Source organism: Leifsonia sp. 2TAF2 (assembly GCF_052115085.1).
In the GTDB taxonomy this organism is placed as follows: domain Bacteria; phylum Actinomycetota; class Actinomycetes; order Actinomycetales; family Microbacteriaceae; genus Leifsonia.
In genome coordinates, this window is the sequence record NZ_JBFRFY010000004.1 from 19,355 (window position 1) to 31,960 (window position 12,606).

Sequence of the window (12,606 nt, forward strand, 5' to 3'; positions counted from 1 at the left end):
CAGCGGGGGCCCGGGTGTGGTTTCGGGTTACTTGTTGACGACCAGCTGGTTGAGCAGCGTCATCGCGTTGCTCCACGCCTGGTCGCCGTTCGCCTTGCGGGAGTCGAGCTCCTGCACGGACGGCCCGAAGACCTGAGACTGGATGACGGAGTCGTCCGGTCCCTTGTACTGGGCGACGACGCCCTTCGCGCGCTCGCCGAGGATCTGGCCGACGGGAGCGTTGTTGAAGAACTTCGTCAGGTCGCTCTCACCGGTCACACCGGAGTCGGTCTGCGCGGCGGTCACGGACGGGAACGTGCCCGCGGCCTGGAAGGTCTGGACCTGCGACTTGGCGGTGGTCAGCCAGGCGGCGAGGGCAGCGGCCTCCTTCGGGTGCTTCGACTGCTTCGGGACCGTCAGGAACGATCCGCCCCAGTTGGCTGCGCCGCCCGGGAACACGTTGGCGAAGTCCCAGCCGGTGGTGGCGTCTCCGCCGCCGGCCTTGACCTGACCCTGAACGACGCCGAGCATCCAGCCCGGGCAGACGAACGTGGCGAACGAGCCGTCGGTGAACGCCTTGCCCTTGCCCCAGTCCCACTGGGTCTGGTTGGAGGAGAGCCCGGCGGCAGCGCCGCCTGCGAGCTTCGACCACAGCGCCTTGAGGTCGCTGTTGTCCTCGATGTTGAGCTTGCCGTCCTTGGTGTAGTAGCCCTCATCCTGCTGGTTCACCATGGCGTTCCAGATGAACCCGGACTGGTCGTAGAACGGCTTGCCGGTCGCGGCGTGGTACTGCTCGCCGACCTTGAAGAAGTCGTCCCACGTGGCGTTCTCGCCGCCGAAGAGCTTCGCGACCGACTCGCGGTCGCTGGGCAGGCCCGCCGCGGCGAGGAGCTTGCCGTTGTAGCAGAGGCCCTCCGGCCCGATGTCGGTGCCGTAGCCGATGATGCGGCCGCTCTTGTCGGTGGCCTGCTTCAGCTTCCAGTCGACCCAGCGGTCCTTGATGTCGTTCGCGCCGTAGTCCTTGAGGTCGTTGAACTGGTCCGAGACCTGCATGACCTTGCTGAGCCAGCCTTCTTCGACCGCCTGGACGTCGGGGAGGCCGCTTCCGGCCGCCTGCTTCGTCTGCCAGTCGGTGAGGGCGTTGTCACCGGTGTCGATGTTGGTGGCCTTGATCTTGACCCCCGGGTGCTCCTTCTCGTACTGCGAGTAGAGCTTGTCGAAGCCCATCGTGCCGAACGTGGTGACGGTCAGCGTGACGGGGTCCGAGCTGGAACCGCTGCCGCCGCTCGATGAACAGCCGGCTGCGATGAGGGCGAAGGATGCCGCGCCGGCGACGGCTGCGGCGATCCTGGTGCGTCGTGAAAGCTTCACGGGTCACTCCTTTGTGCGTGTGTGGTGTGCGCCTGGTGCGCTTGAGAGCGCTCTCATTCGAAAGGCGTGAGAGCGCTCTCACGCGTTCGAACAGAATCTAGATCGTCGTTCCTGCTTCTGTCAAGTCTTTTGTGATCGCGCTCTCATCCGCGTCTTTCCGGCACATACGCGAAACGGCCGCCACCCGGGGAGGGTGACGGCCGATTCGGCGTGCGGGAGTCAGTCGATCGCGGGCCGCGGGCGCTGAGCCCGAGTGGATGCTGTATCCGCACCCGGCTCGACCAGCGCACCAAACTCGTTCGCTGCGCGGTTCGCGAGAAGCCCGACGTCGTAGTTCTCGGCGTCGTCGTCCTCGGCCGCCGACGCCAGAACGCCTGCCGGCGTGAGCGCCCGCTCCTTCTCGGCCTGGGCGTCCGCGGCGTCCGCCGCGTCATCCGCGGCCTCCTGCAGAGCCGACTTGGCACGCAGCGGCGGGGTCTTGAAGAACAGCGACAGCACGAATGCGATCAGCACCACGATCATCGCCACCCAGTAGACCGTCACGGCGGAGGCGTTGAACGCGACGAGGAACGGCTTGGAGAGCCGCGGGTCGGCATCGTTCAGGAACGACGTGTCGTTCACGTCAGCGCTGCTCGAGCCGCTGTCGGACGCCTTGAGCTTGTCCTCGACCGCCGGTGCGGCCTTGTCGACCACCGCCTGGCGCTGGTCCGCGTTCGAGAAGTCGATCGGCGCGGCAGGGACCTGCTGCTCGGCGACATCCTGCGGGATGCCCTTCGCGACCAGCGACTGCACGCCGGCTGCGTGGGCCGCGGTCTGCGCCTGCTTCTCGATCGGGGTGACGATCGGAGTGTAGATCTGCTGCATGATCTGCTTGTTCTCCGGCGCGCTGGCGACCGACGGGGTGAGCGCCGCATCCAGAGCGCTGGTCAGCGTCGGAGTGTCGACCAGGGCGGTCTTGATGTTCGACGGGAACACCGTGAACAGCAGCGAGAGCAGGACGGCCGTGCCCAGCGTTCCACCGATCTGGCGGAAGAAGGTGGATGCGCTGGTCGCGACACCCATATCCCGCAGGCCCACCGAGTTCTGGCTTGCGATGGTGAGCGTCTGCATCAGCTGGCCGAGGCCCAGGCCGATGAGGAGCATGGCGCCCGCGATGAACCAGTACGAGTCGTCGTACTTGATGAAGGTCAGGTAGAAGAATCCGCCCGCGAGCATCGCCGTTCCGATGATCGGGAACTGCCGGTAGCGGCCCGTTCGCGCGATGATCTGGCCGGAGACGATCGAGGAGATCATCAGACCCAGGATCATCGGCAGCAGCTGCAGCCCCGACTCGGTCGGGGTGGAGCCGAGCACCAGTTGCAGGTAGAGCGGAAGGGTCAGCATGGCGCCGAACATCCCGAAGCCGACGAAGACGCCGATGATGGTCGCCATGGAGAAGGTGCTCGAGCGGAACAGCTTGATCGGGATGAGCGCGTCGTCCTTCATCGCGATCTCGATGAGGATGAACGCGATGATGCCGACGCCGCCGATGATGTAGCAGGCGATCGACGCCGGGCTGTCCCAGCCCCACTCGCGGCCCTGCTCGGCCACCAGCAGGAGTGGCACCAGGGCGACGATGACCCCCGTGGCGCCCCACCAGTCGATGCGGGCGGACCCGCGTTCACGCTTGGGCAGGTGCAGGAAGCGCAGGACCATCGCGAGCGCGATCAGGCCGATCGGCACGTTGATCAGGAACACCCAGCGCCAGCCGGTGATCCCCAGGATCTGGTCCGCCCCGGCGAACAGGCCGCCGATCAGTGGGCCGATGAGGCTGGAGACACCGAAGACGGCGAGGAAGTACCCCTGGTACTTCGCCCGCTCGCGTGGCGCGAGCATGTCGCCCATGATCGCCAGCGGCATCGACATCAGACCACCGGCGCCGAGGCCCTGGATGGCACGGAAGGCCGCGAGCTCGACCATAGAGGTCGAGAACGAGGCGAGGATCGAGCCGGCGATGAAGATCAGGATGGCGATCACGAACAGCGGGCGCCGGCCGAAGATGTCGGACAGCTTGCCGTAGATCGGCGTCGAGATCGTCGAGACGATCAGGTATCCGGTGGTGACCCACGCCTGCTGGCTCAGACCGTGCAGGTCATCGCCGATCGTGCGGATCGCCGTTCCGACGATCGTCTGATCGAGGGCGGACAGGAACATGCCGGCCATGAGGCCGAAGATCACGAGCAGGATCGCGCGATGCGACATGATCGGTTGCGGGGCGGCTGGCGCCGTACTGGTCTGACTGGACATCTGTCTCCGTGTCGAGAGTCGGGTGAGGGGACGCCCGGCACGCGGAACGTCACACCGGTGTGGGGCAAAGAAAATTTTGCGGAGACTGCAAAGTTACACCCCGTGCCACCTATGCCACAACGCATTGGACCGGGCCACAGCCCGCGCGCGTTCGCCAGGGGCGAACGGCGGCTGACGCCCAGGTGTTCCAGGGCTGCCGAGGTGGTGCAAAACGAACGGATCTGGCCCCTATCCAGGTTACGCAAAAGGAGGAGGCGTACCGTGAAAGAGCAGATGTCCGACCGCCTCTGAAACCCCCTCGAAAGTTGTATGAGTTCTCTCAGCCGCACCCGCCGAATCTTTGCTGCCGCCGCCGTGGCGGCATCCGCTGCGCTCGTTTTCTCCGCCTGCGCAGGCGAGCCTTCTCCGGTGACGAAGGCCGTCGCCCAGGCTGCCGCCCCGACTCCGTCGCCCGCAGCGACGGTCGTCTCGTCGGTCCAGCCGGCCGCCGGTAGCGTCTCGGGCGGCACGGTCACCCTGACGGGCACGAACCTCGAGAAGGTCGCCGCCGTCCAGGTGGGCGGGCAGCCCGCGAGCGTCGCTCAGGCGACCGACGACAAGGTGGTCGTGAACGTCCCCGCCGCTGCCAACTTCCAGGCGGGCAGCGTGCCGATCACCGTCACCGACAAGAGCGGGAAGCCCGTCAGCACGACCGCGAGCACGTACGACTACCAGGTGCAGACGCCGGTCGACAAGCAGCTGGCCTACGCGCTGACCTACTGGAAGAACTACAACTCGAAGGAGTTCGGCGACCTCAACCCCGTGGGTGGAGACTGCGCCAACTTCGTCAGCCAGACCCTCCTCGCGCGCGGCTGGCAGATGAACGACGAGTGGTACAACCGCGACGCCGCCGCAGACTGGAGCCCGGCCTGGGGTTATGTGCCCGCGATGGACAACTACTTCCGAGAGAACGCCGCGCAGCTGGGGCTCACCGAGTACTCGTTCGACCAGCGCGACAAGATCAAGGTCGGCGACATCGTCATGTTCGACTGGAACGACAACAACTCGCTCGACCACGTGCAGATCGTGTCCGGAGTGCAGAACGTCAACGGTCAGATCAAGATCAAGATGGTGGGCCACAACGAGGACAGCGACTACCGCGACCTCGACGAGGCCATCACGGTGGACCACCCGGGCGGCATCGGCCACTTCTGGAGCCTGTCCAAGTAGGGCGGATGATTCCGGCCACACCTTCGTGGCCGCGACACGCGCGTGAGCTATGCTCAGCGCGTGACTCTGGGGGGTGCCCGCGTACGGCGGGCAAGTGGACTGCGCGCTGTCGTGACGGCGTGCGCCGTGATGACGGTGCTGGTTCTGACGGGATGCGCAACGGGGCCTGTTTCTGCGGCCGCGACGCACCGCTCGACGCCCCACCGGTCGTCGCCTACTCCGCGGCCGCCGCGTCCGACTCCGACCCCGTCCATCCCGCCGATCCCGCTCATCGTCGGGTTCGACAAGGCGGCGCAGTCTACCGATGACCCGGCCAGCCCCTGGGTCGTGGTCAACAAGCCGCGTGGGCTGAACCCGCTGCAGTTCGTGCCCGCCGACCTCACGTACCCGGACGTCCCGAACCTGAACCACCAGCCCATGCGCCAGGAGACGGCGGCGGCCCTGGTCAGCATGTTCCACGCGGGCAAGGCCGAGGCGGGCCTCGACTTCTCCGTGCAGAGCGCTTATCGATCCCTCGAGTCGCAGACCGGGGTGTACGACGACGACGTCGCGCGCAACGGCCAGGCCTACGCCGACACCGACACAGCGCGACCCGGCCACAGCGAGCACCAGACCGGGCTGGCGGTCGACATCAGCGCCGTCCCTGCGCAGTGCTCGCTGGACGCGTGCTTCGGCGACACCGCGCAGGGCCGCTGGCTCGCGGCGAACTCCTGGCGGTTCGGCTTCATCCTGCGGTATCCCGCCGACAAGGTCGCCGTCACGGGCTTCACCTACGAGCCGTGGCACTTCCGCTATGTCGGCGTACCGCTGTCCACGCAGCTGCACACCACCGGCGTGACCACCCTCGAGGAGTTCTTCGCCCTCCCCGGCGGCACCGCCTACCCCTAGCGGCGATTCGGGCCGAATGTGCACTTCGGCCCCGCCGAAGCGGTGATTCGTGCCGAATCCTCACTCGACCGCATGCTCTTCTCATGCGCGAGGCTGCCGCCTACTAGCCGCCAGCGTCGGAGATCAGCGACCTTGCGCCGGAGACGGGCGTCGGGACCACGCGAATCTCCATCGCCACCGCGGTCGGTCGGAGATTCGGGCCAATCTCTCCGACGCTGGCTTTGCGACGAATCGGCTGATCGTCAGCCGCCGAGCGCCTCGCCCACGATGCGCCTGGCCTCCTCCTGCACCTCACGCAGGTTGTCCTCGCCCACGAACGACTCGGCGTAGATCTTGTAGACGTTCTCGGTTCCTGAGGGGCGCGCGGCGAACCAGGCCGTCTCCGTCTGCACCTTGACGCCGCCGAGCGCGGCGTCGTTGCCCGGCGCGCGGCTGAGCTTCGCCGTGATCGGTTCGCCGGCGAGTTCCGTGGCGGTGATGGCGTCGCCGTCGAGCTTCGAGAGCGCGGCCTTCTGCTCGGGACTCGCGGGCGCATCCACCCGCTGGTACACCGGGTCGCCGAAGCGCTCGGTCAGCTCTCGGTACAGCTCCGACGGCGACTTGCCCGTCACCGCGCGGATCTCACTGGCCAACAGGGCAAGCAGGATGCCGTCCTTGTCGGTCGTCCACGCCGTCCCGTCGAATCGGAGGAAGCTGGCGCCGGCGCTCTCTTCGCCGCCGAAGCCGACGGTGCCGTCGATGAGCCCGGGCACGAACCACTTGAAGCCGACCGGGACCTCCCAGAGCCGGCGTCCGAGCGACTCGGCCACGCGGTCGATGATCGACGACGAGACGAGGGTCTTGCCGACCGCCGCATCCTTGCGCCACTCGGTGCGCGTCCGGAACAGGTAGTCGATCGCCACCGCGAGGTAGTGGTTCGGGTTCATCAGGCCGCCGTCGGGCGTGACGATGCCGTGGCGGTCGGCGTCCGCATCGTTGCCGGTGAGGATGTCGAAGTCGGCGCGACGGGCGACCACCGAGGCCATCGCCGAAGGGCTCGACGGGTCCATCCGGATCTTGCCGTCCCAGTCAAGCGTCATGAAGCTCCACGCCGGGTCGACGTCCGGGTTCACCACGGTCAGGTCGAGCTCGTAGCGGTCGGCGATCGCCTGCCAGTAGTTGACGCTCGCGCCGCCGAGGGGGTCGGCGCCGATGCGGATGCCGCTGTCCTTGATCGCGCGGAAGTCGATGATGTTCTTGAGGTCGGCGACGTAGTTCCCGCGGAAGTCGTACGTCTCGACACCGGACGGCTCCGCCATCCGCACCTCGGTCATCCCGTTCGCGATGATCTCGTTCGCCCGCTTGGCGATCCAGCTGGTCGCGTCCGTGTCGGCCGGTCCGCCGTGCGGCGGGTTGTACTTGAAGCCGCCGTCGGAGGGCGGGTTGTGGCTCGGGGTGACGACGATGCCGTCTGCCTGGTCGTCATGGCCGGCGCGGTTGTACCGGATGATGGCGTGCGAGACGGCCGGGGTGGGCACCCAGTCGTCGAACTCGTCGACCAGCACGCGCACCTCGTTGGCGACCAGCACGGCGAGCGCGGTCGTCGTCGCGAACTCGCTGAGCAGGTGGGTGTCGGCGCCGATGAAGAGCGGCCCGGTGATGCCCTGGCTGTTGCGGTACTCCACGATCGCCTGCGTGGTGGCGGCGATGTGGTCCTCGTTGAAGGCGGTATTCAGCGACGAACCGCGATGGCCGGAGGTGCCGAACACCACGCGCTGCTCCGGGATGTTCACATCCGGCTTCAGCTCGTAGTACGCGCGCCGCAGGGCGTCGACGTCGATCAGGTCGGAAGGCTGCGCGGGGGTGCCGGCTCGTTCGTCCATGCTCCTACTCTTCCACGGCGAAGGGGCCAGGCCAACGGCTCGATAAGCTGAGCGGCATGTCCACCGACCCGGCCGACGACCCCGTCGGCGCCCGCGCCGAGCTGCCCGCCTCCCTCGATGACGTGTACAGCTTCCTCGGGCCGTCGGGCACGTTCACGGAGGCGGCGCTCAAGCAGGTCCCGGAGGCGCGGGGCAAGCAGTGGCGTGCGGTCAATAACCTCGGCGAGGCGCTCGCCGACGTGGTGGAGGGCCGCAGCGTCGCCGCCATGATCGCGATCGAGAACTCGATCGAGGGCGGCGTCTCGGTTGCTCAGGATGCGCTGGCCACCATCCCGGGTCTCCGCATCATCGGCGAGTACCTCGTGCCGGTGAACTTCGTCCTCGTCGCCCGCCCGGGCACCACCCTCGCGGACGTGCGCACCGTGAACGCGCATCCCGTCGCATACGCGCAGTGCCACCAGTGGCTCGACCGTCACCTGCCCGAGCACGGGCACATCCCGGCGTCCAGCAATGTGGCGGCGGCCGCGTCGCTGTTCGAGGGGAGTGCCGCGGATGCGGCGGTCGCCCCTCCGGGGATCGTCGACCACCACGACGTCGTCGTGCTTGCCGAGAACATCGGCGACAACCCGAACGCGGTGACCCGGTTCGTCCTGGTGAGCACGACCCGCAGCGTGCCGGAGTCCACGGGCGCCGACAAGACCAGCCTCATCGCCGAGCTGCCCGACGACCGGCCCGGAAGCCTGCTCGACCTGCTCGAGCAGTTCTCCACCCGCGGCGTCAACCTGAGTCTCATCGAGTCGCGCCCGATCGGCGACGCCCTCGGCCGGTACCGGTTCGTGATCGACGCCGACGGTCACATCCACGACGAGCGGGTCGCCGACGCACTGCTGGGCCTCCGGCGGTTCAGTCCGTCGGTCATCTTCCTCGGCTCGTACCCGCGAGCGGACGGCCAGGCGGTGGAGTTCGACCAGCGCTACCGCGACGACGTCTTCACCGAGGCGCGGCAGTGGCTCACCTCCCTCATCGACGACGCCCCGGCGTAGGCTGCGCACAGGACAGCACTGCACAGTCGGGAGGTCATCATGGTCGCCGAGGAACGTGACGACACAGGTGGTGGCGGCTTCGATCCGCGCTACGACGCCACTTTTCAGCGCGGCTACCAGCCGCAGCCCGGTGAGCGGCCGCGCACCCGCGTCCGCGCCGACGCTCCGGATGCCGCGTACCGCCGACCGTCGTCGCTGCTGCGCGGCCGGGAGGCGCCGGCCGCTCCGGCGACCGCTGCGCCGGCAGAACCGGTGAGCCCGTACGAAATGGCGTCCCTCGCGCTCGCCGACGACCGCGCGACGACGGTGGGCGACGACCCCTCGGCGTACGCCAGTCCCTCGACGGCTAGCCCCGACTACACGCCCGGCTATGGCCCAGGAGAGGCGGCCGCCGGTGCTCCCGCTGCTGCCGGCCCGGGTTTCTGGGACCGGCTCGAACTCGACCCGCGGCGCAACCCGATCGTGCTGGCTCTGTGGCTGGTCGGCGGCGGGTTCGTCCTACTCGGCATCGTCCTCTACTGCATCTCCGTGACGTCGTCGTACAGCGGTCCGACCCCGAGCACCGACGTCGGCTCGCTCGTCTTCGCCCAGCTGGGGTGGATGCTTGCGAGCCCGCTGATCACGGTGGGGCTGCTCACCCTCGTCGGACTGCTCTTCCTGACCGCAGTGGCGGGCCGTCGCACCCGCCGTCAGAGCGCCACGGGTGACCGCATCGGTCCGGACCTGGAGGAGCTCTAGAGCGCGGCGGCCGGCACCTTCACGCGAAGGCCGAGTTCGTCGACCCGCAGGTCGAGGCCGAGCACCTCGCCGAACGCATCCCCGTCGAGCTCGAACGGCTCCGGCGCATCCACCTCCAGTTGCACGGACGCACCGCGCAGGTAGCTGAGGCGGGTGCGCACCGCGCGATCGGTGAAGCGGATGATGCGCCGGCCGACGCTCGACTTGCGGAGCACCCGGTTCTCCCACGTCACCTTCCGCCAGATGGCCAGCCAGCCGAAGACCGTGGCGGGCTGCAGGATCGCGACATCGAGCATCCCGTCGTCGACCGCGCCGTCCGGGATCAGTTCGATGTTCCCCGGCATCGTGCCGACGTTGGTGACCAGGATGGTGCTGACGTGCGCCGACCGCTCGTGGCCGTGGTCGAGGCGGTACCGGATGCGGACCTTCGACGACGTCGGAAGCGCTCGGAACGCCGCGTCGACGTAGGCCAGCCAGCCGAATCTGCGCTTCAGCGACGGGCTGGCGGTCGCGATCACGGCGGCGTCGATGCCCACGCCCGCCATGACCAGGAACGCGTGCTCGCTCACCGACCCGTCCGGCCGATGCGCCGAGGCGATGCCGAGGTCGATGCGCCGCGTCTCGCCCGAGAGGGCCACGGCACAGGCGTTCTCGACACTCGCGAACGGGATGCCGAGGTTGCGGGCGAGCAGGTTCCCGGTGCCTCCGGGGATGATGCCGAGGGTCGCGTCCCGATCGCGCAGTTCCTCGGCGACCGCCCGCACCGTCCCGTCCCCGCCCGCGGCCAGCACGAGCGTTGCGCCCGCGTCGAGCGCCTCACGGACCTGTGCCTGACCGCCTTCGTCCGGGGTGGTCTCGAGCCACAGCAGTTCGTGCCCGGTGGTCTCGGGGGTCGCCGCTTCGGCCGCGGCGACGGCCGCCTCAACGGCGGCGCGGACGCGGGGCACATCCACCCGGACCGGGTTGTAGACGACCGCGACGATGGTGCGCTGCTCCCCGCCCCGTCCGTTCACGAGCTTCACGCTACCTGTTCGGCAGCGGTCGATAAGCTGGTCAGGTGATCGATCCTGTGCTCCTCCGCGAGAATCCCGATGTCATCCGGCACTCCCAGGAGGCCCGCGGCGACTCCGTGCAGCTGGTGGATGAGGCCATCCAGGCCGACATCGAGCGTCGCGCCGCCATCACCGCGTTCGAGGAGCTGCGGGCCGAGCAGAACGCGTTCGGCAAGCAGGTGGCTCAAGCGCCCAAGGAGCAGAAGAAGGAGCTCGTCGCCCAGGCCCAGCAGCTCGCCGGTCGGGTGAAGGAGGCGCAGCAGGCCGCGAACGACGCCGATGCGCGCTTCGAGCAGCTGGTCCGCAGCATCGGGAACCCGATCGTGGAGGGCGTGCCCGCCGGCGGCGAGGATGACTACGTCGTCCTGAAGACGGTCGGCGACATCCCGGAGTTCGGCTTTGAGCCGCGCGACCACCTCGAACTCGGTGAGCTCCTCGGCGCGATCGACATGGTCCGCGGCGCGAAGGTCGCGGGCGCCCGGTTCTCCTACCTCCGCGGCATCGGCGCGCGGCTCGAGCTCGCGCTCATGAACATGGCGCTCGACAAGGCGCTGCAGAACGACTTCATCCCGATGATCACGCCGACGCTGGTGAAGCCGGAGATCATGCAGGGCACCGGATTCCTCGGCGCTCACGCCGACGAGGTGTACCACCTCGAAAATGACGACCTCTATCTGACCGGTACGAGCGAGGTCGCCCTGGCCGGCTACCACTCCGACGAGATCATCGAGGTCGACCAGCCGATCCGCTACGCGGGCTGGTCCACCTGCTACCGCCGCGAGGCGGGTTCGGCAGGAAAGGACACCCGGGGCATCATCCGCGTCCACCAGTTCGACAAGCTCGAGATGTTCGTCTATACCCGACCCGAGGAGGCGCAGGCCGAGCACGAGCGGCTCCTCGGCTGGCAGGAGGAGATGATGCAGGAGCTGGGACTCAGCTACCGGGTCATCGACACCGCCGCAGGCGACCTGGGCTCCAGCGCGGCGCGGAAGTACGACGTCGAGGCGTGGATCCCCACCCAGGGCCGCTACCGCGAGCTCACCTCCACGTCGAACTGCACCACGTTCCAGGCCCGCCGTCTCGACATCCGGTACCGGACCGAGAGCGGCAAGACCGCGCCGGTCGCCACGCTCAACGGGACGCTGGCCACCACCCGGTGGCTGGTGGCGATCCTGGAGACGCACCAGCAGGAGGACGGCTCTGTGCGGGTGCCGGAGCCGCTTCGCCCCTACCTGGGCGGGCTGGAACTGCTGGAGCCGACGCGTCGGTGAGCGATCCATCCCGGCTGCTGATCGCGCTCGACGTCGACGGCACGCTCATCCACGAGGACGAGTCCATCGGCGACGCCGTCCGTGCCGCTGTCGCGCGCGTCCGCGACGCCGGGCACGAGGTCATGCTGGCCACCGGCCGCAGCTGGGAGACCGCGCGGCCGGTCCACGAGAAGTTCGGGCTGACCAGCGAGTTCGTCGTCTGCGCGAACGGCGCTCTGACCATGAAACGGGATGACGCCCTCGAGGGCGGTTACCGCCGAGAGTTCATCGAGGTGTTCGACCCGACCGAGGTGCTGGAGACTATTCGTCCGCACCTGCCGAGCGGCAGCTTCATGGTGGAGGATCCGACCGGGTTCCGCCGCTACACCGAAGGCATGACCGACTGGGAGCTGGTGAACGCCGAGCAGGTGCCGTTCGAGGAGCTTCTGCGGCATCCCGCGACCCGCGTCGTCGTGATCTCGCCCGAGCACGACACGGAGGAGTTCCTCTCCATCGTCGACCGGATGGGGCTCCAACGCGTCACGTACGCGATCGGCTGGACCGCGTGGCTCGACATCTCGCCCGACGGCGTGAGCAAGGCCACGGCGATGGAGCGGGTGCGCCACGCCCTCGACATTCCCCGCTCGAACGTCGTCGCCGTCGGAGACGGGCGGAACGACATCGAGCTCCTGACCTGGGCCGCCGAGCAGGGACTCGGCGTCGCGATGGGGCAGGCGCCCGACGAGGTGAAGGCGGTCGCGACGAGGGCCACCGCGCCGGTCGTCGACGACGGCCTGGCCCTGGTGCTCGACGCGCTCTGACCTCGGCTGGGCGGGCCGATTGCCGGAAAGACGCGCGCCCATCCAGAGCATTGCCAGCCTCTCGTGCCAGAGTTTAAGACGGCGTGTGCTCTTTCGGGCATGCGCCT

General features: G+C 68.4%; 10 protein-coding genes. 6 read left to right on the forward strand and 4 right to left on the reverse strand.

The window, feature by feature from the left end; all coding sequences use genetic code 11:
- Positions 1-27: 27 nt before the first annotated feature.
- Both AB4Z18_RS18895 and AB4Z18_RS18900 read right to left on the reverse strand, forming a co-directional pair.
- Entirely contained in the window at positions 28-1,350 is a 1,323-nt protein-coding gene (locus tag AB4Z18_RS18895) for an ABC transporter substrate-binding protein (RefSeq protein WP_441784312.1), read from the reverse strand.
- Positions 1,351-1,569: 219 nt separating this feature from the next.
- Positions 1,570-3,636, reverse strand: a complete 2,067-nt coding sequence (locus AB4Z18_RS18900; protein ID WP_441784313.1) for an MDR family MFS transporter — start codon at positions 3,634-3,636, stop codon at positions 1,570-1,572.
- 408 nt (positions 3,637-4,044) lie between these two features.
- Here AB4Z18_RS18900 and AB4Z18_RS18905 point away from each other — a divergent pair, with 408 nt between their 5' ends.
- Both AB4Z18_RS18905 and AB4Z18_RS18910 read left to right on the forward strand, forming a co-directional pair.
- Complete coding sequence (locus AB4Z18_RS18905) at positions 4,045-4,845, forward strand: DUF1287 domain-containing protein (protein WP_441784314.1); 801 nt, start codon at positions 4,045-4,047, stop codon at positions 4,843-4,845.
- Positions 4,846-4,905: 60 nt separating this feature from the next.
- Positions 4,906-5,733 (forward strand): M15 family metallopeptidase, encoded by an 828-nt coding sequence (locus AB4Z18_RS18910; RefSeq protein ID WP_441784315.1) that lies wholly within the window; start codon positions 4,906-4,908, stop codon positions 5,731-5,733.
- A gap of 242 nt (positions 5,734-5,975) precedes the next feature.
- Here AB4Z18_RS18910 and pgm read toward each other — a convergent pair whose 3' ends face one another.
- The gene (gene pgm / locus AB4Z18_RS18915) at positions 5,976-7,595 is read right to left on the reverse strand and encodes a phosphoglucomutase (alpha-D-glucose-1,6-bisphosphate-dependent) (RefSeq protein ID WP_441784316.1); all 1,620 of its coding nucleotides are present in this window, start codon (positions 7,593-7,595) and stop codon (positions 5,976-5,978) included.
- Positions 7,596-7,651: 56 nt separating this feature from the next.
- On the opposite strand from pgm, the gene pheA reads away from it, so the two are divergent.
- Together pheA and AB4Z18_RS18925 are read left to right on the forward strand one after the other, a co-directional pair.
- Positions 7,652-8,638 carry a prephenate dehydratase gene (gene pheA, locus AB4Z18_RS18920; protein ID WP_441784317.1) on the forward strand — a complete coding sequence of 329 codons (987 nt, stop codon included), beginning with the start codon at positions 7,652-7,654 and terminating at the stop codon, positions 8,636-8,638.
- Between the two features lie 39 nt (positions 8,639-8,677).
- The gene (locus tag AB4Z18_RS18925) at positions 8,678-9,376 is read left to right on the forward strand and encodes a hypothetical protein (RefSeq protein WP_441784318.1); all 699 of its coding nucleotides are present in this window, start codon (positions 8,678-8,680) and stop codon (positions 9,374-9,376) included.
- Here AB4Z18_RS18925 and AB4Z18_RS18930 read toward each other — a convergent pair.
- The gene (locus tag AB4Z18_RS18930) at positions 9,373-10,389 is read right to left on the reverse strand and encodes a diacylglycerol/lipid kinase family protein (RefSeq protein WP_441784319.1); all 1,017 of its coding nucleotides are present in this window, start codon (positions 10,387-10,389) and stop codon (positions 9,373-9,375) included. The genes AB4Z18_RS18925 and AB4Z18_RS18930 overlap by 4 nt on opposite strands.
- Positions 10,390-10,433: 44 nt before the next feature.
- Between AB4Z18_RS18930 and serS the strand changes: the two genes are divergently transcribed.
- Both serS and AB4Z18_RS18940 read left to right on the forward strand, forming a co-directional pair.
- Positions 10,434-11,699 carry a serine--tRNA ligase gene (gene serS / locus AB4Z18_RS18935; RefSeq protein ID WP_441784320.1) on the forward strand — a complete coding sequence of 422 codons (1,266 nt, stop codon included), beginning with the start codon at positions 10,434-10,436 and terminating at the stop codon, positions 11,697-11,699.
- Positions 11,696-12,499 carry an HAD family hydrolase gene (locus tag AB4Z18_RS18940; protein ID WP_441784321.1) on the forward strand — a complete coding sequence of 268 codons (804 nt, stop codon included), beginning with the start codon at positions 11,696-11,698 and terminating at the stop codon, positions 12,497-12,499. The genes serS and AB4Z18_RS18940 overlap by 4 nt, the downstream gene beginning before the upstream one ends.
- The last annotated feature ends 107 nt before the right edge of the window (positions 12,500-12,606 follow it).